The organism is Xylanibacter rarus, assembly GCF_001275135.1.
Taxonomy (GTDB): Bacteria; Bacteroidota; Bacteroidia; order Bacteroidales; family Bacteroidaceae; genus Prevotella; species Prevotella rara.
Genome location: NZ_LFQU01000002.1, coordinates 184,887 through 207,878, shown reverse-complemented (window position 1 = coordinate 207,878; position 22,992 = coordinate 184,887). Strand labels below are relative to the sequence as shown.

General features: G+C 55.7%; 16 protein-coding genes. 6 read left to right on the top strand and 10 right to left on the bottom strand.

Features of this window, described 5'->3' with window-relative positions; all coding sequences use genetic code 11:
• The first annotated feature begins 576 nt into the window (after window positions 1–576).
• The 6 genes from ACU52_RS02565 (at window position 577) to ACU52_RS15465 (ending at window position 7,852) form a co-directional block, all read left to right on the top strand.
• Window positions 577–1,287 carry a DNA alkylation repair protein gene (locus ACU52_RS02565; RefSeq protein ID WP_053397673.1) on the top strand — a complete coding sequence of 237 codons (711 nt, stop codon included), beginning with the start codon at window positions 577–579 and terminating at the stop codon, window positions 1,285–1,287.
• Between the two features lie 294 nt (window positions 1,288–1,581).
• Window positions 1,582–2,742, top strand: a complete 1,161-nt coding sequence (gene pelA / locus ACU52_RS02560) for a pectate lyase (RefSeq protein ID WP_053397641.1) — start codon at window positions 1,582–1,584, stop codon at window positions 2,740–2,742.
• Complete coding sequence (locus ACU52_RS02555; protein ID WP_053397640.1) at window positions 2,742–3,473, top strand: GYF domain-containing protein; 732 nt, start codon at window positions 2,742–2,744, stop codon at window positions 3,471–3,473. Before pelA ends, ACU52_RS02555 begins: the two co-directional genes overlap by 1 nt.
• Before the next feature lie 437 nt (window positions 3,474–3,910).
• The gene (locus ACU52_RS02550; RefSeq protein WP_053397672.1) at window positions 3,911–5,251 is read left to right on the top strand and encodes an MATE family efflux transporter; all 1,341 of its coding nucleotides are present in this window, start codon (window positions 3,911–3,913) and stop codon (window positions 5,249–5,251) included.
• A gap of 232 nt (window positions 5,252–5,483) precedes the next feature.
• Window positions 5,484–6,074 (top strand): Crp/Fnr family transcriptional regulator, encoded by a 591-nt coding sequence (locus ACU52_RS02545; RefSeq protein WP_053397639.1) that lies wholly within the window; start codon window positions 5,484–5,486, stop codon window positions 6,072–6,074.
• Between the two features lie 797 nt (window positions 6,075–6,871).
• Window positions 6,872–7,852 carry a flavodoxin gene (locus ACU52_RS15465; RefSeq protein ID WP_053397637.1) on the top strand — a complete coding sequence of 327 codons (981 nt, stop codon included), beginning with the start codon at window positions 6,872–6,874 and terminating at the stop codon, window positions 7,850–7,852.
• Window positions 7,853–7,863: 11 nt separating this feature from the next.
• On the opposite strand, the gene ACU52_RS02530 is transcribed toward ACU52_RS15465, so the two are convergent.
• The 10 genes from ACU52_RS02530 to ACU52_RS02485 form a co-directional block, all read right to left on the bottom strand.
• Entirely contained in the window at window positions 7,864–8,262 is a 399-nt protein-coding gene (locus ACU52_RS02530; protein ID WP_021855857.1) for a hypothetical protein, read from the bottom strand.
• A 56-nt stretch (window positions 8,263–8,318) separates the two neighbouring features.
• The gene (locus ACU52_RS02525) at window positions 8,319–10,208 is read right to left on the bottom strand and encodes an AAA domain-containing protein (protein ID WP_239684854.1); all 1,890 of its coding nucleotides are present in this window, start codon (window positions 10,206–10,208) and stop codon (window positions 8,319–8,321) included.
• 20 nt (window positions 10,209–10,228) lie between these two features.
• Window positions 10,229–11,392, bottom strand: coding sequence for an MFS transporter (locus ACU52_RS02520; RefSeq protein WP_021855859.1), 1,164 nt, complete (start codon window positions 11,390–11,392; stop codon window positions 10,229–10,231).
• 414 nt (window positions 11,393–11,806) lie between these two features.
• Entirely contained in the window at window positions 11,807–12,490 is a 684-nt protein-coding gene (locus ACU52_RS02515) for a response regulator (RefSeq protein ID WP_053397636.1), read from the bottom strand.
• A 72-nt stretch (window positions 12,491–12,562) separates the two neighbouring features.
• Entirely contained in the window at window positions 12,563–14,338 is a 1,776-nt protein-coding gene (locus ACU52_RS02510; protein WP_082335130.1) for a sensor histidine kinase, read from the bottom strand.
• Window positions 14,339–14,489: 151 nt separating this feature from the next.
• Window positions 14,490–17,096 (bottom strand): hybrid sensor histidine kinase/response regulator, encoded by a 2,607-nt coding sequence (locus tag ACU52_RS02505; RefSeq protein ID WP_053397634.1) that lies wholly within the window; start codon window positions 17,094–17,096, stop codon window positions 14,490–14,492.
• A gap of 328 nt (window positions 17,097–17,424) precedes the next feature.
• Window positions 17,425–17,583: a hypothetical protein gene (locus ACU52_RS14945; protein ID WP_021855864.1), complete on the bottom strand. Its 159-nt coding sequence runs from the start codon at window positions 17,581–17,583 to the stop codon at window positions 17,425–17,427.
• A 579-nt stretch (window positions 17,584–18,162) separates the two neighbouring features.
• Window positions 18,163–19,257 (bottom strand): leucine-rich repeat domain-containing protein, encoded by a 1,095-nt coding sequence (locus tag ACU52_RS02495; RefSeq protein WP_053397632.1) that lies wholly within the window; start codon window positions 19,255–19,257, stop codon window positions 18,163–18,165.
• A gap of 377 nt (window positions 19,258–19,634) precedes the next feature.
• Window positions 19,635–21,044 carry an amidophosphoribosyltransferase gene (locus ACU52_RS02490; protein ID WP_021855866.1) on the bottom strand — a complete coding sequence of 470 codons (1,410 nt, stop codon included), beginning with the start codon at window positions 21,042–21,044 and terminating at the stop codon, window positions 19,635–19,637.
• A 327-nt stretch (window positions 21,045–21,371) separates the two neighbouring features.
• Window positions 21,372–22,940: an ATP-binding protein gene (locus tag ACU52_RS02485; RefSeq protein ID WP_053397631.1), complete on the bottom strand. Its 1,569-nt coding sequence runs from the start codon at window positions 22,938–22,940 to the stop codon at window positions 21,372–21,374.
• Between the last annotated feature and the right edge of the window lie 52 nt (window positions 22,941–22,992).

Below are 22,992 nucleotides of genomic sequence, written 5' to 3'. Positions count from 1 at the left end.
GCAGTGCCGAGGCGCCGCCTATATTATTCAAAGATAGTGCAAGCCGAGTGCATGGCAAAATGAAAGACGCAGTTTTTTTAAGTTTGCAGTGTTGAGGCGCCGCCTATATTATTTAAAGATAGTGCAAGCCGAGTGCACTGCAAAATGAAAGACATAGTTTTTTAAGTTTGCAGTGCCGAGGCGAAGCCTGTTTTATATAATATAAGAAGTATGAATTTCGGATCGCAGATCCTTATATTCTATGCTGTCGGATTTTTCGCTTTGCTCAACAACTCGTGCAAATCCGACAGAACAATAGCCTTGTTTTTTCGCATCGTAAATATGTCTTATATGTAATCAAATACAGATGACATCAGTCTTGTTTTTCGTATTGTAGATTTACATATAGCCACAAATAGTGTTATCATTTTGTAAGACTAATGTTCTGTCGGATTTGCAATCCGACAGCATAGAATATAAGGATCTGTGATCCGCAACTCATACCGCTTAACCAATGAAAATAAAAAATAATATGCATTCATTTTGCCATACACTCACCTTGCACTATCTTTGCCGTAATAAACAAAGGTAATGAATATGTTAAAGACGGAATATGAGATAATAACCGGAGAGATGACGGCGCTGCGTGACGACGCACAGAGCGAGCAGCTGCAGCGCTTCTTCAAGACTGGCGAAGGCGAATACGGGCATGGCGACAAGTTCTTGGGCATTAAGGTGCCTGCGACTCGAAGCGTGGCAAAGCGGCACAAGACGGCTGACAACGACACGTTAAGACGGCTCATGCAGTCGGAATGGCACGAGATAAGGCTCTGCGCGCTGCTCATAATGGTTGAGAAGATGAAGAAGGCCGACGACGGAGCGCGCCGCGAACTTACCGACATGTATCTCTCTGTTACAGACCGCATCAACAACTGGGATCTCGTAGACCTCAGTGCGCCGCATATCGTGGGGACCTATCTGCTCGACAAGCCGCGCGACCTGCTCTACACCCTTGCCGGCAGCCCCCTGCTATGGGACAACCGCATAGCCATGGTGGCCACCTATGCCTTCATAAAGCAGGGCGACCTCGACGACACCTATGCCCTCGCATTGCGCTTCATCAGTCATCCGCATGAGCTTATGCACAAGGCCACGGGCTGGATGCTGCGCGAGGCAGGCAAGCGCGACATGGGCAGACTGAGAGCCTTCGTCATGGAGCATCATGCACAGATGCCGCGCACCATGCTGCGCTATGCCATCGAGAAGTTTCCCGAAGACGAGCGCAAGATGATACTCAGAATGAAGTGAGCCTTAACCCCCAATAGGCTGTTATGCTTTCGGGCTGAAAGCATGAATGCGCAAAATAGATAAAGCTGTGTGCTGTATGATGACCGTCAGGATTGATAAGGCATGCCGCACGCAACGCCAGACAGGCGGATGAACACGGGGCAGACGGCTAATTTGGGTTAAAATGCAAAGTAATGACTAAACCTTTTCAGTCTGCATGCATCTAAATAAAATGAATGCCGTCAGGTTTGCTGACAAACATGAGGCAACGACTAACTATTTACAAACAACAAACGTTACATTTATACCTAAATTATGAAAAAAGGATTCATCGTGATGGCTCTTGCCGCTACATTCGCGCTTACCGCCGTAACGCCGGCTGAGGGCCAGACAAAGAAAACAAGTCAGACTAAAACAGACAAGAAAGACAACAAGCAGAAAACCTATAAGACGTGGACGTCGTGGGCTGCACATCTCGAGCCTGAGTTCTTCACTACGGCCGAGGCAGTGCGCATAGGCGACAACGTGCTGCTGTATCAGCAGAACACGGGCGGATGGCCGAAGAACATCGACATGGCCAGGAACATGACCGACGCCGACAAGAAAAAGGCAGAGGCCGACAAGAGCATTGCCAAGTACAGCACGATAGACAACCGCGCCACCTCTACCGAGATAATCTACCTGTCGAAGCTGTATAACGCCACGGGCACAGAGAAGTATAAGGACGCCGTGCTCAGGGGCATGCAGTATCTCTTTGAGGCACAGTATGACAACGGCGGCTGGCCGCAGTTTTATCCCTACAACAAGAAGTATCACACGCACATCACATATAACGACGACGCCATGATCAACGTGATGAAGATCATGCGCGACGCAAGTCTGGGCAAGGCTCCATTCGCCTTCTTCCCCGACAGCGTGAAGATGAAGGCCAAGACGGCTCTCGACAAGGGCATCAGCTGCATACTGAAGACGCAGTATGTGCAGAACGGCAAGCCCACGGTGTGGTGTGCGCAGCACGACGAGAAGACCCTGCTGCCTGCCAACGCACGCGCCTTCGAGCTGGCGTCGCTCAGCGGACAGGAGTCTGACGACATCGTGCTCTTCCTCATGTCGCTGTCAAAGCCCGCGCCCGAGGTGGTCAACTGCATTGAGGCAGCCGTGGAGTGGTTCCGCCAGAACGAGATAGACGGATACAAGATAGAGAACTTCAAGAACAGCGACGGCAAGAAAGACTGGCGCCTGGTGAAGTGTGCCGAGGGCGAGGTGTCGAAGCCTCTGTGGGCACGCTTCTATACGCTCGAGGACAACCGCCCATTCTTCTGCGACCGCGACGGCGTGATGAAGTTCGACGTCAGCGAGATAGGCCACGAGCGCCGCACAGGCTACAGCTGGTACAACTCTGAGGCTCTTAAGGTGTTTAAGAAGTATGAGCAGTGGAGCAAGAAATACGGAAAGAACAAGACGGAGGGTAACTGATGAGATATTTTATTTATGCAGACAACCGGCAGCAGGGGCCTTTCTCCGTAAGCGAACTTATGGAGCGCGGCCTCTCTTCGGAGACTCTTGTGTGGGCCGAGGGCATGGAGCAGTGGACTCCGGCCTGGCAGGTGAGGGAGCTTAAGGACGCCATGGAGGGCAAGGCGCAGCCCGGCCCCGTGCCTCCGCCCCTGCCGTTTGAGCCGTCGGCACGTGCTGAGAGCGCTTCAGGGCAGGCTGACGACGGGCGTGACGACCGCACAGACGCATCCGGCAGCGCGGCATATTCGGCCGGGCAGGGCGGAGGCAGCGGCACGTCGGGCAGGGCCGATGCTGCCGAAGAGATAATATATGAGCCTCGCCGCAGGCACATCGGCGGCCGCGTGGCAGGCATAGTGGTGGCCGTTGTCATAGCCTTTGCGCTCACCGTAACCTGCCCTACGCGCGAACAGCACTGCGAAGCCGTGGCAGGCGAGATAAGCGCGGCCATAAGTCAGAGCAGCGGTGCATCGGGCTTCTGGGGCATGTTCAGCAACATATTTGCCTCGGGCGTGGTCAACATGGCCGTAAGCCAGTTTCTGGATGTAGACAACTATTATCTCTTCTCCATAGGTACAATCAACATAGAGGGCAAGTCGAGAGCCGTGTCGTTCGGCATTCTCAACCACGTGTTCACCTTCGACAACGACTATATAAGGGAGGCTCTCAACGAGGAGCGCATGGCCGAGTGATGCCTTGCCTGCTCTCGTTCAGTGTAGCGCTACGCCATGACAGTGCGGCAAGGCCGGGTTTTGCTGCCGCACAGCTTGCCGTTGGCAGCGCAGTATGGCCTCGCTTCGTTATTCTCATGGCATGATATGCGCCTGATGGTGCCGCATTTTTAACTTTATAAATATATTGTTCTGCATAAATTATGCTGTTTGTTATGCCCCGCAGCCTGCGTCTCCGTCTGTCGGCACAATGATTTCCGGGCATCACAAGCAGCATTTATTATGCCCCTGTTTATCCTTCCGGCAGCCGTTGCTGCAATGTTTTTCGTGTGAAAAACATGCTTTTTCAGTCATTAAATCCCCCGTCAGCCGCAGAAATTACCAATTGTTAACTGCCTTTCGTTTTTAAACACTTACTTTTGCGCCCCGATATCAACAACTAACAACCGTAAAGTATGATGAAGGACAGTATAGATTTCGGAACAACAAAGGTGTCAAGCCTTTTCAGCAAGCTGCTCATGCCCACGTTGCTCGGCATGGTGTCGTCGGCCCTTTTCGTTATTACCGACGGCATATTCGTTGGCCGCGGCCTTGGCAGCGATGCTCTGGCGGCGGTGAATATCGTTGCGCCGCTGTTTCTTATAAATACCGGCATCGGACTTATGTTCGGCGTGGGCGCGTCGGTGGTGGCGTCTATCCATCTGTCACACGGCAAGCCGAAGACGGCGCGCATAAACGTCACTCAGGCCGTGATAGCCCTCAGCATGCTGGTGGCGGCGTTCAGTGCGCTCATCGTGTGGCGTGCGCCCGGCGTGGCCTGCCTGCTTGGCAGCTCTGAGCGTCTGCTCGCGCCTGCCGTCGAGTATATCTACGGTGCCGTGCCGTTCTTTGTGTTCAGCGCCATGCTCAGCGCCGGAATGTTCTACATAAGGCTCGACGCCTCGCCGCGCTACGCCATGATGTGCAACGTGGTGCCGGCGCTGCTCAACATCGTTCTCGACTATCTTTTTATCTTTGTGTTCCACTGGGGCGTGATAGGCGCAGCCGTGGCCACCAGTCTTGGCTATATAGCCGGTGCCGGCATGGTGCTGTGGTATATGCTGATGATGGGGCGCACCATAAAGTTATGCCGCGTTAAGACCCATCTGCGCAGTCTGCGAATGACGCGCCGCAACGTGGGCTATATGTGCCGTCTGGGCTTCCCGTCGCTGCTCTGCGAGGCGGCCATCGCCACCATGATGTTTGCCGGCAACTATGTGTTCATAGCCTATCTCGGCGAGGACGGCGTGGCGGCTTACAGCATAGCGTGCTATGTGTTCCCGATAATCTTCATGGTGTATAACGCCATAGCGCAGTCGGCTCAGCCCATTCTGAGCTACAACTACGGCGCGCGGCTCACCCGGAGGGTAAGCTCTGCCTTGCGCATGGCTCTGTTTACGGCCCTTGGCAGCGGCGTGATGTTTCTGCTGATAATGTATTTCTTCGCGCCGGACATAGTGTCGCTGTTCATTCCGGCAGGCTTTCCTGCCAACACGATAGCCGTGGGCGGCATGCCCCTGTTTGCGCTGGGCTTCGTGCCGTTTGCCGTCAACATCGTGGCCATAGGCTATTGTCAGAGCGTTGAGCGCGACGCTGCCGCCATGTTCATCACGGCCATGCGCGGCTATGTGCTCATGCTGCTGTGCTTCTGGCTGATGCCCAAGCTGTGCGGGGTGAGCGGCATATGGCTCGCCGTGCCCGTGGCAGAGCTGCTTACGTGCGTATTAATCTTTGTGATGTATTTGAGAAATCGGAAATGATTTGCTACCTTTGCGGCTGTCTATGGCCTTATGGCGGCGGCTGCCGCGGCCTGTCGCTGTCCGTACCGACTTGTCCGGGATGAATGCAGGTGCAGGTGTGCTGACGTGCTGTCAGACAGCGGTGCCGGCGCAACGGGCGGCTGCACGCACGACGGCTGAATGCCCGGTGCAGGCCGTTGGCTGTGGGATATTCGGGCAAAAGGTATGCCGAACGATTTTAATACGTGTGATTATGGAAACTTTTGAGGAGTGTCTGTGCCGGCGCAGCGGACTCAGCATGAGCGACGTTGAGGCTCTCAAGGCGCACATGACACGCATGGAGATACTGAAGGGCGACACGCTTGTGCGCAGGGGAGGGCGCAACACTGACATATATATTATAGTGGACGGGATATGGCGCGCGTCGTATGTCAATTCCGACGGCAACGACATAACCCTGTGGTTTGCGTCAAAGGGCGACATGCTCTTCTCGTCGTGGTGCTTTGTGGGCAACATGCCGTCGATGATAGCGCTCGAGGCCATGAGCGACGGCGTTGTCTATGGCATAAGCCGCAGCGACGCCGAAGACTTCTTCATGTCGTCGGTTGAGGCTGCGCGCATAGGCCGCAGGCTCTATGAGAAGGAGATTTTCGAGATAGAGCGGTGGCTGCTCAGCAGCGGTGCGCCGAGGGCACGCGAGCGATATGAGACTCTGCTGGACGAGAAGGCCGAACTGCTGCAGCACGTGCCGCTGAAATACATCGCCTCGTATCTGTTCATAACGCCCCAGTCGCTCAGCCGCATCAGGGCAGAGATGGCGCGCGGCAGGAAGAAGAGGCACTGACTAATGGCGGACGTAAACCCATGTAGGCAATTATGCCCCATACGGTTTTATCCTTTATGTGTATTCCTGTGTTCAGCCGTCTTTCAGTTTTCTGTTCCCCTTCTTTCGTCCGTTCCTTCTTGACATAGTCTGCCATTCATGCTGATAACAAGACGAAATTCAGCTAAATATAAAGCAAAATGCAGACCGAATTATAGCGCCTTATGGCGGTTAAAGCGTCAGGCTGCATCATGATGACAATGCGCCCGCCTGCGGAGATTTATGCCGCAGGCGGGCGCACTTATTTCAGCTGTTTTTCCACGGCAGTTTGACCATTTTGCAAAAGCTGTCCTTTTGCGCTGCAATATGTGGCATATTGGCGCCCGAAAGGATAGCTTTCGCATCGCCGTTTGCCGCCTTTTGCGCGGTGATGCCTGCCGCCGTCGTGTGTCGGTGCCGCTTGGCAGCATTTCCGGCCGTCTCCGTTGCCGCTTTTTCATGCTAAGAGTCTTGTTTCTGATGTCCACATGATGTTCCACGTCTGTCAGTCTTACGCACTGCCAGATGCGCCCTTTCAGTGCCGCCGTGGCAGGCTGGCATGGGGGCAGAACATGGCAAAAGACTGTGAAGACGGCGTTTTCCGTTTTTTGGGTACATTTATCTGTAAATAATATACCATGCCGCATGCAGGAATATAATAATTTTGTAGCGTCAGAAAAAGGCATGCTCCGCAGCGCTCTTAATCGAGTTACGCCATGCAGGGGCATTGGCCTGAAGAGACAGCAAGAGCAGTTGTTGAACCAAAAAACTATGTAAGTATGAAAAAGTTTCTTTATTATGTCGTTGCGTGTTGCCTTGCCGTATCGCATATCTCGTGCGCCAAGGACAACGGCAGCGACGCCGCCGGCACCACACCGGCAACGCCTGGCGGACAGGCGGATGATGTAATGGTGGTGTATTTCTCGCAGACCGGCACCACCGAAGGCGTGGCGCGCCACATAGCCGACATAACCGGCGCAGGCACATGGCGCATTGAGGCGGCAGAGCCTTACACCGCCGAAGACCTCGACTACAGCAACCCGCAGTCGCGCTCGTCGCTCGAGCAGAACGACCCCGACGCACGCCCGGAGATTAAGGGCAGCGTGCCCGACCTGAGCAAGTGCCGCACGATATACCTTGGCTACCCCATATGGTGGGGGCAGGCGCCGCGCGTTGTCTACACCTTCGTTGAGAGCTGCAACCTCAGCGGCAAGACCGTAATACCCTTCTGCACGTCAGGCTCGAGCGGCATAGGCTCAAGCGCAACCCTGCTGCAGGCGCTCGCGCCCGGAGCCACATGGACCGCAGGGCGCAGGTTTGGCGCAGGCACTCAGCGCAGTGAGGTGGAACAATGGATCAAGTCGATGGAAACCGTAACAGATGAAGACAACAACATAAATTACAGTAAGATGAACATAAAGGTGAACGGCCGCACCCTCACGGCCACAATGGCAGACAACAGCTCGGCAAGAGCGCTGATAGACCTGCTGAAAGAGGGCGACATCGTGATAGACATGAGCGACTACGGCAACTTTGAGAAGGTGGGCAGCCTGGGCCACACGCTGCCGCAGAACAACGAGAACATAACCACGGAGGCTGGCGACCTGATACTGTATCAGGGCAACAATTTCGTTATCTACTACGACACCAACACGTGGAACTTCACGCGTCTGGGCAAGATAGACGGCATGAGTAAGGCAGAGCTTAAAGAACTGCTCGGCAGGGGCAACGTAACAGTAACACTTTCGGCACGCAAGTAAGCGTGCCTTTTTTATTTTCCGCCGCTGTATATCATCTTTGTTATCGCGCCTATCTTGTTCTGTCGGTCGATGGAGAAGGTGCGGCTGTGGGCGTCGATAAACCTGAACAGGCTGAGGGCCATGTCGAGCTGCTGCGTCCTGAACGGCTCGGGACGGTCGTCGGCCTCGGCATAATACAGCTCGGCAAGCATCTCCATGCGGCTTATGCGCTCCTCCTCGGGATACTTTTCGAACGATGACATTATCTCGTCATGCGTTGCCGTGTGATAAAACTCATACGAGCCGAAGTACTGGCGGAACAGGTCTTCGGCCGTCTTGCGGCGCGCTCCTGCCTCGTTCTTCTCGAGATAGCGCTGAAGCGCCGCCATAAACTCACGTATAAGTCGCGAAATGTAGTCTCTCTGAAGCATGTCTTCCTTTGTTTGTTATGTTTCGATGTCTGCTTTTTCTGATGTCTTTATGCTGCCTAAATGCCGGCAGACTCCTGCACGTAGCCGTACAGCTCCTTGTAGAAGGCGTGGCGAGTCATGGTCTGCACGCTGCCAACTATTATCAGTTTCATGCGTGCCCGGGTTATTGCCACGTTCATCCGTCGCAGGTCTGACAGGAAGCCTATCTGCCCGTCGTCGTTCGAGCGCACGAGCGATATTACGATGATGTCGCGCTCCTGCCCCTGAAATCCGTCCACGGTGTTCACCGTTATGCAGCCGCGGTAGGGCTTGAAGAACTCCGCCTTGCGCACCATGCGGCGCAGCAGCTGCACCTGGGCGCGGTAGGGCGATATTACGCCCACGTCGATATGCTCGTCGGCTATGCGCTGACGGCCTATCTTGGTGAAGTAGTTTTTAAGGGCTTCGAGCGTCAGTTCGGCCTCAGTCTTGTTTATCCTGCCGAAGCTCTCGCCCACAAACTCCTCCTTAGCGCCGCTCTCCGACGTGTCTATCCATGTTATCGGGTTGTCGTAGTCGAGTATGCCGCGGTACTTAACCTCGGGCGCCGACTCCACGCGTCCGTCATAAAACCAGTTGCTCGAGAAGCGCATTATCTGTTCGTTCATGCGGTATTGCACCGTCAGCAGCGTAACCACCGACGGCTTGCGCGCCACGATGCGCTCCATGAGCGTTGTGCCCAGTCCGCCCTTCAGCGCCGCAATGCTCTTCACCGTGGGCGGAAGCTGACAGTGGTCGCCCGCCAGCACCACGCGCGATGCCCTGCGTATGGCTATCCAGCATGCGGCTTCGAGCGCCTGTGCCGCCTCGTCGATGAACAGCGTGCCGAACTTCTGCCCTGACAACAAGTGGCTCGCGCTGCCCGTAAGCGTTGAGGCGATGACCTTGGCCTCGCCGAAGAGCTGCGAGTTTATCCTCAGTTCGAGTTCCACGGCACGGCTTTTCAGGCGGTCCATCTTCTGGTGCCAGCCGTTGTCGCGGCGCTTGCGCTCCTGCCGCAGCTTGCGTATGGCCTGGCGTATGCTCCACAGCTGCGGATAGTCGGGATGAGCCTCGAAGCGGCGTTCGTAGGTAAACGACAGCATCTTGTCGTTCACCTTCGTCGGGTTGCCTATGCGTAGCACGCTTATTCCGCGGTCTACGAGCCGCTCGCTAATCCAGTCTACCGCCATGTTGCTCTGTGCGCACACCAGCACCTGGCTCTCGCGCCGCAGCGTCTCGTATATGGCTTCAACGAGAGTGGTGGTCTTTCCCGTACCCGGAGGTCCGTGCACAATGGCCACGTCCTTGGCGCGCAGCACCTTGTTGACGGCCTCCTGCTGCGCCCTGTTGAGCCACGGAAAGCTTATCGGGGCAAAGCTCAGTTCGGCAGCCGGCACGCCCGAATAGAACAGGTCGCGCAGATAGGCAAGGCGGTTGTCGCGTGCGCCTATCACACGGTCTAGAGCCTCGAACATAAGCCGGTAGCTCGTCTCGTCGAAAAACAGCTGCACGCCCAGTCCTTCGGTGGCCTGCAGCTCTGCCACCGGTGCGTTGTCGGGCACGGTGACCACAAGGCGGTCGCCGTCGGCATAGCTCACCGTGCCGGTGAAATTAAAGTATCTTATCGACTTGCCTTCTGTCGCCTCGCTCATGCGGAAGAAGCACACGGGGCGTCCGAACTCGAAGTTGTGCTCAATGTCGGTGTCGGCAGTGCGCACAACCTCGACAGAAAGCTGGTTGAGCGAATTGTAGTAGCTGCGCACGAAGCGCAGCGGATGCCACGCGTCGCCACGTTTCACCTTGCGCGCCAGTCCCGTGGTCTCGGTCTGACGGCGAAAGGCCTCCTTCTCGCTGTTGTACTCTATCTCCAACAGCAGGCGTTGCTGGCGCAGGGCCTGAACGGATGATGACTGAATGTTGTTCACAGATGCAAAGTTAACAATTTTCAGTCAACGGCAGCGCTTCGGCGCTCATATTTGCGGCAGAAACAGATAAAAGCCACGAGTCCCATGACGACGAAGGGCACGCCCACGAGCGCCGACCAGCGCGGAGTGGCCCCGTGCTCCATGGGCAGGCCGCCGCAGAAGGCTCCGATGGCGTTGCCCAGATTGAACGCCACCTGTATGGCAGCGCCGCCAAGCAGCTCGCCGCCCGGCGCATGCTTAAGTATAAGAAACTGCTGCGGACTGCTCAGGGCAAACAGGCAGCCCGTGCACACCACCATCAGTGCGGCCGATATCCAGCCGTAGCCGGCCAAAAGGAATATCAGCAGCAGCGTGGCTATGGTTATGGTCTGTGTGACGGCGGCCACGTGTCCCGGGCGATGACGGTCGCACAGGCGGCCGCTGATAAGGTTGCCCGCCACCATGCCGAATCCCGCGGCTATCATCAGTGCCGACAGTGCCTCATGAGGAAAGCCTCCCACCGACGTGAGCAGCGGACTGACGTAGCTGTACCAGCAGAATATGCCGCCGTTGCCCAGCATCGTGGCGGCAAGGATGAGCCAGGGCGCGCCGTGGCGAAGGAAGGCAAACTGATGACGGAAGCCCTCGTCGGGCAGGGCGCCCACCGACGCCGGAATCCACTTCCACACATAGTATATCACGATGATGCTGATGAAGATGAGAAGCATGAACGGGAAGCGCCACGATATGTGCGAGCTGAGAGCCGTGGCAAGAGGCACGCCGAAGAGGTTGGCCACGGTCATGCCCGCCACCATTATCGACACGGCACTCGTCTTGTGCGCCTCGTCGGCCAGCTTTACTGCCACGATGGACGCCACGCCGAAATAGGCGCCGTGGGGCAGACCTGAGATGAAACGTGCCACGACAAGCATGACGAAGCTCTGCGCCATGGCCGAGAGAGCAGCCCCGAAGAGGATGAGGCCGGCAAGAAACAGCAGCAGGCGCTTTAGCGGATACTTGTGGAACGCCACCAGCAGAGGGGCGCCGCAGCACACGCCCAGGGCGTAGGCCGATATGCAGTGGCCGGCAGTGGGGATGCTGACATCGAAATAACGCGACACATCGGGCAGGATGCCCATCATGACAAACTCGGCTATGCCCAAGGCAAGTGTGCCGAAGGCCAGAGCCACCAGACTTTTCTTCATTTGCTTAGCTTTGATTATTTATCCTGAAAAACGCATGCAAAGTTAATGCAACCGCATTAAAACGCAAAGCCGCCGCACCCTCATTTTTGCGCCACGGGCAAAAATCTTGACATAGGCCTAAGCCGCCTGATGGCGTAGGGCGAGAAATGAGATAACCGTGAAGGCGCAATGCCGCGTGCCCGTGCCTGCGTATAGGGGCAGCCGCAGGCAGCCATGTACATGCCGCTGGAAGATGCCGCTGAAATGTAAAGATATATTACCGGACACGGTCGTGCCGCCCAATATGTGCCCTTTCAGGGGCTGAAAGGTGGCCTTTTACAACGCAAAACACGGCCTTTTGCAGTGCAAAAAGCCGTGTTTCATAACATACTGGATATCAAAACATTACGTCGGCTGCCAACAGCGGTGCCGGCGTCAGGTGTTCTTGTCGTTCTTGTTGCCCTTCACTATCTCCGAGGCGTTGATGTATCCGCGGTCGATGGCCTTCACTATCAGGTCGGCAATGTTGCGTGCGCCCAGCTTCACGAAGAGCCGCTTGCGGTGGGCTTCAACCGTGTTTTCAGATATGAAGAGCATGTTGGCTATCTCCTTCGAGGTGTATCCTCCGGCTATCGCCCTCAGTATGTCGGTCTCTCTCTCCGACGGATGCTCTATGCGCTGCGTGTATCTCGATATCTTGCGCTTCACTCCCGGGCAGAAATACTGCTCGCCGCACATCACGGCCGCTATGGCGCTGACCATCTGCATGAAGTCGGTCGACTTGAACAGTATGGCGTTGACGTCCTTGTCGAGCATGCGCCTTAGCAGCCATATCTCCTCATGTATGGTGTTGACTATTATCCTTGCCCCGGCGTGGCGCGAGCGTATCTTGTCGATGAGCTCAAAGCCGTCGATGTCGGGCAGGCCTATGTCTATTATGTATATGTCGAAGCTGTGGCGGCCCATGGCGTCAATCAGGTCGGCCGCACAGCCAAACGTCTCGACGTTTTTGGCGTTGCAGCCCTGCATCAGACTCTTGAATCCCTCAAGAATCAGCGCGTGGTCGTCGACTATTGCAACCGACAGGTCCTGCAGCAAATATTTTTGTGCCTCGTTCATCGGGGCAAAATTATACCATACATTCATATTTGCAATAACGGAAATCCGTGGTTTTTTAAGAAATTTTATGTCTTACGGCCTTGTCTTCTTTTCGGGCAGACTGCTTATGGTTAGTCTGACGGTGGTGGTGCCGCCCTCGCTCTCCGTGGTTATCTGTCCGTTGATGGCCGCCGCTCGCTGCCTCATGGTGCGCCGTCCGATGCCTGCCGATGCGTGCTGCTGTGGCTGTCCGTTGTCGCTTATGGTCAGACTGAGGCTGTTGCCTTCAAGCCTCATGCCCACGTCTATGCGAGTTGCGCCCGAGTGCTTCATGGCGTTGGCCACGGCCTCCTGCGCTATGCGGTATATCTCGAGCGCCGTAGCGTCGGCCACGCGGCTCCAGTCGGCATCCTCGGGCACGGCCTCATACGTTATCTCACACTGCCCTGCGCCTGCCGCCTGACACAGATAGTCGTCGAGCACCATGCTTATGTCGGCATAGCTGAACTCCGGCGGCATCATCTCGTGCGATATGCGCCTCACCTGTTCGCGGCAGTCGTCGAGCATGGCGGCCTGTCCTGCGGCGTCGCCGTTGCCCGCGGCAATCTTCAGCTGCACGGTGTACAGGCTGTTGCACACGCCGTCGTGAAGCTCGCGCGCCAGCCTTTCGCGCTCGTTCTCCAGTCCGTCCACATACTTCTGCATGAGCCTGCGGTCAGTGTCGGCCTGCAGCCTGCGAAACTCCTCGGCCTGCATGCGCGCCCTGCGCCTCTGCCTCATGATGTAGACCACGGCCATGGCAGCCAGCACCGCCACAACGAGCAGTCCCGTGCTGACATACATGCGCGTCTCGGCCAGCTCGGCCTTCTTCTGCGCCAGCTCGAGTTCCTTCTCCTTGGCCTGATATTTCACGGTAAGCTCGCGCATGCTCTCGGCCTTCTGGCTCTCAAACAAGCTGTCCTTCAGGGCTACGGCCTTGGTCATGGCTCCGTAGGCCTGCTCCCACTGTCCCAGGCGTGCGTAGGCCTCGTGCATGTTGTTGTAGCAGTCGTACACCACGAAGGGCATCTGCTCTATGCCCTTGATTGTCAGAATCTTCTTGAACAGCGGCAGCGCCCCGCGCCAGTTTTCGTGATTAAGTTCAATGCTGCACAATATCTGATAATATGCCACGAGCGTCATCGTAGATTCCACCTTGGGCTCCAGCGTGCGGCACCGTCCGCGCCACATGTCGGCCCCGCGCCTGTCGCCCAGTCTGTCGGCCGTGGCCACCATATATGCCGCCGCGCTCATGGCAGCGTCGGTCTGTCCCAGCTCCATGGCGTAGCCGTAGCTCCGTGTCAGCATGTCGGCAGCCTTGTTGTTGTCGCCCGCCATGAGGAACATCAGTCCGTTCTGCGACAGCATCTGCGCCTTGAAGGCCTTGTCGGCACACTTCTGCGTCCAGTCTACCGACAGTCCGGCGTAATACATGGCCTCCTTCTTGTGCTGCATGTCTATGTGCAGCGTGGCGAGGTTTAGGTAGAGGGCAGCCGCCTCCTGGCGTGCGTCCTCGTCGGCCTTGGCCTTAAATTCGGCAGTGGTGCAGAGTTTCATGGCCTCGTTATAGTGTCTGAGCGCCTCGTCGGTCTTGCCCATGGTGCGCAGATACACGCCCATCGACGAGTTAATGCCCACTATTGCCGTGGTGTTGCGGCTTTTCTGTGCCACGTCGAGAGCCTCGCGCGCCACTATAAGTGCCGAGTCGTTCTTTCCGCCGGCATGCAGCGCGTCGGCCTTCTGCCTCAGTTCACTGAGCTTGTCGGCAGCCGCCATAGGCACAACAGCCATCATTGCGGCCAAAAATAAAATCAGTCGTAATCCTTTCATGGTAATAACAGGTTAAGGTTCATTAATATAAGGCTTGTCTTAATAGCAGCAATAAAGAGGATGGCACGCACATCAGGCGCGGAGCCTGCGTGCCGTAGTATGTTCTGTCGGCGTGCGCAATAACAGCCGTTGCATACGCCGCGGCCGGCGGTTAGCCAAGAGCCTTTATCTCTTCGTCGAGCTCATGCCTTATCTGGCGCATCTCGCCGGCTATCTTTTCGCACATTTCCGCCATGTCGGCGTCGGTCACGCTGCCTATGTGTTCGGGCGACAGGGCCTTCAACTCGTCGACAGAGCGCGCCCCTATCATGGTCAGCATGGGCAGCGCCTTGTGTGCCACGCGGCTTATGGCGGTGCGGTCGGGCCCTGCCTTGGCCTTGTCGAGCATGGCCATGTGGCCGTCTATCTCGGTCATGAAGCTCGAAAGAATCTCGCGGCACGCCTCATTGTCGCCTGCGGCAAACTCGGTTACTGCCCCGAAGTCGTGTCCTCCGGTCCTGCCGCCGTCGTCGTCTCCCGTGGCGTCAGGTGCTTTGTCTGTGCGGCATTCATCGCCGTTGCCGTCTTTATCGGTGCCCCCGCAGCCGTCAGCATCAGCCTTCCCGGCAACCGTCTTGCCGACATCAAGCTCAATGCCTGTGGCAGCCTGGAGCGTGGCACACAGGCGGCCGGTGTTGAACGGCTTGAAAAGGCACGCGTCGAAGCCAGCCTCCAGCAGTCTTGGCTCTATGCTCGGCTCGTGAGCCGTCATGGCTATGAGCAGCGTGTCGTAGCGTCCGGATATGCGGGCAGCCATCTCCGTGCCGCTCATCTCGGGCATCTCTATGTCTATGAAGAACACGTGCGGACGCAGGTCGGCAAGCTGCCTCAGTGCCTCGTCGGCATGGCTGCATGCCGTTATGTGCCATCTACCGCCCGAAATGCCCGTGAGCATCTCGCGCAGAAGCTGCAGCTGCAGGCGGTCGTCGTCAACAATCAGTATGCTGATCCTGTCGGCCGTCATGCCCTCAGGTCTGTGTCCGGGCTTTCTGCCGGCGCCTGCCGGCCTGCTTTCGGTTGCCGCAGTCTCGTCGCCCTGCATGCCGTTGCCGTTGAACTCAAGCGGCAGCGACACATGGAACGTTGTGCCCTTGCCCTTGGCCGACTCGAGCGTGATGCGCCCTCCGAGCAGAGTGGCCAGCTCGCGGGCTATCGACAGGCCCAGGCCCACGCCCTCGGTGCCCTGCGCTCCGGGCAGACGCGTGAAGGCGTTGAATATGCGGCGCGCCTCCTCGGGCGTCATTCCGCGTCCCGTGTCGGCCACATCCACCTGCAGGCGGCTGCCCTGCATGCGCGCCGATATGGCTATGCTGCCATGGTCGGTGTATTTAAGGGCGTTGCTTATAATGTTGTCGAGTATCTGCTTTATGCGGAAGGCGTCGCCCAGACACAGGCGTGAGCCGCATCCGGAGGTGTCGCTCTCGACGACAAGACCCTTGGCCTTGGCCTGCGGACGTATGCCTTCGGCACAGCTGTCGACGAGCTGTCGCGGACTGAAGCTTACGCTGCGCGTCTCCACCTTGCCGCTCTCAAGGCGGTGATAGTCGAGCAGTGCGCTGACCAGATGGAGCAGATGTGTGGCAGAATTCTTGATGTTGCTCAGGTAGGATGCCGCCTTTCCGTCTCTGACATATTCGCCGAGCAGCTCTATGAAGCCCGATATCGAGGCTGCCGGAGCCTTTATGTCGTGCGTGATGGTGAGCAGCAGACGCTCGCGCTGCGCCATTATACGCTCCGTCTCGGCCTTTGCCCGCTCGAGGTTCTCGCTGTAGATGCGTGCCCTGCGCATGTCGCGCCTGACGTAGAGCAGCAGCACCACCGCCGACATGACGGCCACCAGGGCAAGCGATATTATCTTGAGCATGACGCTGCGGCGCCCCGACAGGTCGGTGTCTATAGCTGCCTGCAGCGCGCGGTGCTCCTCGTCGCGTATGTCTTCGAGCAGCTGCTCTATGCGCCGGGCCAGCTGCACGCCCACCAGCTGCTGCGTCTGCCGCTTCTCGTCGAGCTGCTCCTGGCGTGCCCTGCGCGCCTTCAGCTCCTCGCGCTTAATCTCCTTGAGCACTCCGGCCACGGTGTCGGCTATGTTGATGCTGTGGCGTGCAGAGTCGGTTACGGCCTTGCGGCTGCGGTTGCTCACCTGTATGGTGTCGGCATGCTGCTTGCGGAAGGCGTCGGCAAGGCGTGCAAAGAAGCCCTTCTTGCTCTTCACGATGTCGTAGACCACCTCCTTGTTCTCCTGCACTTCTACTGATTTTGGATGTATCACAACCGAGTCTTGCCCCTCCTGCAGCTTGCTTACCTTCTCGCGGAAAAACTTGTCAGGGTTGTTTCTGGCCATCTCGTCGACAATCATCAGCGTGTTTTCGCGCTTCAGCAGGAGCATGTTGCGCAGCGAGTCGATCTTCAGACATTGCGAACTGTCGCTGACCATGGCCTTCAGCGAGTCGGCCAGAGCCATGGTCTTGCGGAGCGATGCGTCGAAATTGTCGAGCTCGTCGGTGTTGCCGAGGCACAATGACCTCTCGCAGTTGTCGGTTTCGAGAAAGCAGTAGATAAGACTGTCAACCACGTCGCGCCGCTCCATAAACTCGCGCTCGGCCTTGTCTATCTGCATGAAGGCCCTGGTGTTGCCGTAGACCAGCCACACCGCCAGGGCGAGCACCAATATTGCAAGCGTGTATCCCGCCGCTATCTTAAACTGTACGCCTGTCTTCATCCGTTTCAAGTATTAGTCCAAGCGCAGACTTCAGCGCTGCCTGCGCGTCGTATTGCATGCCAACCGGGCGTGCCGGGAACAATGTCCCATTTTTGCAAAGATAAAGTAAAAATATGTCAACGGTGCATTATTTTGGCAAAAATAACCGCAAAATGTTCACTTTTTGTAAGTTTTATGCCTTTTTTAGTATCACCTTCGGGCATGATGCATATAAACAAGGCAAACCCCGTCAGCTGGCTGTTACAGCTTCCGGGGCTCGCTTTTGAGATAAAACGCCTTATCTCCGAAAAAATGAATTAACCTATTATTCTTGTCTTAACCGAACTTTTTATTCAGCTGTAGCTACTGTGTCTGCAGGAGCGGGAGTTGTTACTGTTGTGTCTGATACTACTGTGTTCTGTACTTTATTTTCGTTCTGACCTGCAAATACGTTGCTAACTGAAACCAATGCGAGAGCTGCTACTGCAGCGAAAACTAACTTTTTCATAATGCTTTCTTTTTTATTGTTAATAATTTTATTTTCAATGTTCTCGCTTATTCATATTGCAACAGCCGTGCCAAACTATGCCAGAAACAGCTATATCAGTGATTATCAGGCGGTTATGATATTTTGGGGAATTGTGTAATGTGTGGAAAAGTGTGGAAGAGGTGTGGAATTTTTCCACAAAAAAGTGTGGAAACGCCGTTCCACACCTCTACACACGCTCCGCTTTGGCACGCCGGTGAAGATTTTTCGGGGCGTGATCTGCTGTAAAATCTATACCGGTCATCAGGCCGGTGTAAGGTTTAGCCGTGCAGGCATGCTGACGCCTCCGGCCGCCTTATTATATTAAGTCATCGGCTTGCCGCCTGAAGCTATTTTCTAAAAGCATGCCTTTTGCCCTGCGACTGGTGGCCTTTTGCAGCCTAAAAGCATACCTTTTGCATGCTGATTTGCGGTCTTTTGCATCGCACGCGCAAACGCCTGTCAGTCAGATACTTGCAACAAGGGTCTTGCGGATGCCTGCGCCACGGCACGCATGAACCTCCGCCCTGCGCCAAGAAGCATGACAGGACAGCCACACGGCTACATGGGCCGGATGTTGAACTCGCGCCACACGGCAGCCTGGCGGTAGGCATTGAGCGAGGCTGAGGGCACAAGCACCGCTGTACGGCGCGACACGCCGAAGAAGGCGTCGGCACCCACTGCGGGCGGCTCCGTTGCACCTACCGTTATCTGGCGCAGCGACGTGCACACCCTGAACGCCCTGTCGCCTATGGACGTAACGCCTTCGCCTATGACCACGTTGCCAAGATTCATACAATATTTGAACGCCTCGCTGCCTATGCTGGTGGTGCCTGAGGGCATGGTTATGCTGCTTATGCTGCGGCACTTCTCAAAGGCTCCGTCGCCAATGCTTATCAGACTGTCGGGCAACACTATCGAACTGAGCGATACGCAGCCGCTGAACGCCTTGTCGCCTATGCTCATGAGCCGGGCAGGAAGCGATATCCGGGCAAGGCTGCCGCATGAGGCAAAGGCCTCGTCGCCGATGTAAGTCAGTGAGCCGGGCAGGGATATCGAGCTGAGTGAGCCGCACTCTCTGAAGGCAAGGTCGTCTATTATGGCAAGACCTTCGGGCAGGCTAACCTCCCTGAGCGAGCTGCATCCGCCGAACGTGGCTGCCTCTATGATGCGCACACCGGCCGGAACGGCAGCCGACAGAAGCGACCTGCAGTCCATGAACGCGCCGCTGCCTATGCTCCTGACGCCGCTACCCATGCTCACGCGCGATAGCATAAGGCATCCGCTGAACGCCTTGCTGCCTATGCTCTCCACGCTGGCAGGCAGCGACATCGACGTAAGCTGGCTGCAATAGGCAAAGGCCTCTTCTCCGATATGCCGTATGCCCTCGGGCAGGCCTATGCGCCTGAGGCTGCTCTTGACGCTGAATGCCGTTATGCCTATGCCTGTTACCTTATAGCTGATGCCGCCGTGGCTTACCGTGGCGGGCACGTCTATCTCGCTCTCGTAGCTCTCGCACGAGCTGACGTCAACCTCGCCGGCAGTCTTGTCGGTTACCGAGTAAGTAAGGTTTCCTACGCTGAATGTCTGCGCCAGGGCGCATGCCGATGCCGACAGAAGGGCTGTCAGCACTACTAATGTCTGTCTGATGATCATGGTATGAACTGTTGAAATGTTTTTAATAATATCGTATCGACTTGCTAGTATGCACGCCGTATGCCGTTATGCAGGCAGGCTGAAAGGTTACTGCGGCTGCTGCGGAATAAAAAAAGAAGGTGAACGGCCAAAGCATCAGTGCCCGGTCTTCACCTTCAATATTGCTTACGGCTGGATTCTGTCAATTCGGCCGATGCGCTTTTTGCATTTTAGCAAGTGTACTTTTGTAATCCGACGGTAGAGTATAGCTGACTGTACGCCCGACAGGACTTGACAAAAAGACACCGGTAAAGTCAGAAAAGCGGCCCGAACGGATGACGGGAATATATGCATCCTTTATAATCCGAAATTACAGACTCCGCCTTATATATAATACGTCAGAAGCAGCCGGTGCCGTCGAAGCAGTGAGTGCAGAGCTTGCACTTGGGCAGACCGATGGCGTCGACGAGGTTTTCGAGCGTGTTAAACTTGAGCGAAGTGAGGCCCAGGCGCTCGCGTATTATCTCCACCATGCGCTCATATTCGGGCGAGCCTGTGGTGGCATATTTCTCAAGATTCTTGTTCTCGTCGCCCTCAAGCTCCTTTATTATGCGGCGCGTTATCAGTTCGAGGTCGCTCTTCGACGACGTGAAGCCGATGAACGGACAGCCGTAGATGAGCGGCGGACAGGCTATGCGCACGTGAGCCTCGCGCACGCCGTAGTCGAACAGCACCTTAACGTTGTCGCGCAGCTGCGTGCCGCGCACGATAGAGTCGTCGCAGAACAGCAGACGCTTGTCCTTGAGCATGGCGCGGTTGGGTATCAGCTTCATCTTTGCCACGAGGTTGCGCAGCTCCTGACGGCTTGGAGTGAAGCTTCGCGGCCATGTAGGCGTATATTTAGATATGGCGCGGTGGTAGGGCACACCCTTGCCTTCGGCATATCCGAGAGCCATGCCCACGCCCGAGTCGGGTATTCCGCAGGCGCAGTCTACCTCCGACTTGTCCTGCTGTCCCATCTTCTTTCCCATCTCGAAGCGCACCTCCTCAACGTTGCGGCCTTCGTAGCATGACGTGGGGAATCCGTAGTAAACCCACAGGAACGAGCATATCTGCATCTGCTTCTCGGCCTTGCGCATCTGCTCTACGCCGTCGGCCCTGAGGCGCACAATCTCGCCCGGACCAAGATAACGGTCGATTTCATAGTCGAGGTTAGGAAAGCTGCTCGACTCGCTCGTGGCTGCAAACGCGCCTTCCTTGCGGCCTATCACGATAGGCGTGCGGCCCCACTTGTCGCGCGCCGCTATGATTCCGTCCTCGGTGAGTAGCAGCAGCGAGCACGAGCCTTTTATCTTGTTGAACACATTCTCGATGCCCTCAACAAAGTTCTTGCCCATGATTATCAGCAGCGCTATGAGCTCGGTCTGGTTGGTCTTGCCCGAACTCAGCTCCGCCAGATGCATGTTCCTGGCCAGCAGGTCCTGCTCAAGTTCGCTGATGTTGTTCACCTTGCCCACGGTTACGATGGCAAAGCGTCCTAAGTGTGAGTTGATGATGATAGGCTGGGCGTCAGTGTCGCTGATGATGCCTATGCCTGAGTTACCTGAAAACTTGCCGAGCTCGTCTTCAAACTTAGTGCGGAAGTATGTGCTCTCAAGGTTGTGGATTGAGCGCATAAACTGTTTCTCCTCCGCATTATAAGTGGCAAGTCCGCCACGCTTTGTTCCCAAATGCGAATTATAGTCAGTACCGTAGAACAGGTCTGTAACACAATTCGACTTCGAGATTGTTCCGAAGAATCCTCCCATAAGATATGTTTTTGTTAGTGTTCAAGAATCCGAATGGTTTTCGGTGGCTGCAAAGTTACAAAAATATTGGCTAATCATAAACAGCCGGCATGCAGTTTTTTTAACCCATACAGGGCTTTATTATTCAGCCGGGATTCTCGCTTAATGTAAATCAGACGGCCATAAGCCCGATATAAAACGGCAACACAGCCGGGTGTAAAATGGCTGGTCATGGATAAAAAATATCCGGCCCGGACACGAAGCCCGAACCGGAATGTGAACTATGTAAAACAAAAATTATTATTATGTCGCCGTAACCTACGGCCATATCTGCTGTAAGGCGAAAGCTCAATCCTGCACTTTCCAGTCGGATATAGTTCCCGTCTCCGACGAGAAGCTGGCGCCGATCTTGAACACACGGCGGCTGTCTGATTCGTATTCGCGGGCATAGCCCTTGTCTTCTATCTGACTGAGAGCCTCGTCTGCCGTGCCGTCGAGCTTGAACTCAAAGATATAGACATACTGCGGAGTTTCCACCACGCAGTCAACACGCCCCTGGCTCTGCACCTTCTCTGTGTAAACTGTGTAGACGCTGATAAGCCGCATGATGAGATAGAATGTGTACTGGAAGTAGCGTTCGCGCTCCGCCTCGTTGTCCTTGCGGCGCATGGTGTAGGGGATGCTCGACAGGAAGGAGGTGAACAGCGTGCGCAGACTGTCAGCCTCGCCGGCCTCCATGGCGTCAATCACATCGAATATCCATCCGTTGAGACGCTCGCGCGGCTGAAGATACGAAGAAGCAATCATCGTGAGAAAGCCCTTCTTTACCTCGTCGTTGGGGAAGTCGAGAAGGAATGTGTTGTGGCGCATGTTGTAGTCCTTTATCGTGAGGTAGCCGCTCTGATATATCATGGGCAGCGGGCGCTCCACGTCGGCCTTATAGTCTATGAACTCCTCCATGGCGTAATATTTGCCCGTAAGCTCGTTCATGTTCTCGTTGAAGTGTGCAAGCAGGCGGATAAGATAGGTAGGAGTGCCCGAGCGGAACCAGTAGTCATACATTCTGCGGCTGTCCATGGCGTTGAGCAGACTGAATGGATTGTAGACGCCTGTCATTCTGTCGCTGAAGTGATATCCGTCATACTGGCGTCTGAGCCGCTGCTTCATCTCGTCGGTGCTGCATTTATAGTCTTTGGCCATAAGTTCAACAGGCTCGGCAAAATACCGCTCAAGTTCATCCTGCGTTATGCCGCAGAGCGTCTCGTAGCGTGCGTCCATGCTGATGTCCTTGGGCTGGTTGAAACCGCTGAACACGCTGACCTGCGAGAACTTGGTTACGCCCGTTAGCAGGACAAACTGCAGATGGGCGTCGGCTCCCTTAAACACAGAGTAGAAGGCTTTGAGAACGTTGCGGTGGCGGTCTTCAAGCTCGCGGCTCATGTCGAGCACGTCGAGTATCGGCTTGTCATACTCGTCTATCAACACCACAGCGCGGCGGCCAGTCTTGGCATGAGCAGTACGCAAAATTTCAACAAAGCGGTCGCCGTAGCCCAGCTCGTTCTGGCGTACAGGCATGTCATAAAGATGCTCCCATTCCGACAGACAGAAGTTGAGTTTCAGTTCAAGTTCGCCCGCATTTGTGAAGTTTCCGCCGTTGAAGTCAACATGGAACACAGGATAAACGTTCCACTCCTTCTCCATGCCGTCGATGGCAAGACCCTTGAAAAGATCCTTGCGGCCAAGGTAGTAGTTCTTCAGCGTAGACACAAGCAGACTCTTTCCGAAGCGGCGCGGACGGCTCAGAAAGTAGATTCCGCCCTCATGCGTGAGGTCGTAAATCATGTCCGTCTTGTCTACATAAACGTAGCCGTCTTCTATAATCCGGTCGAAGCTCTGTATTCCTATTGGGTATTTCATTTTTGCGTCTTTCCTTTCTATGTATGGTTGACTTATACGGCGGAAGTCCGCC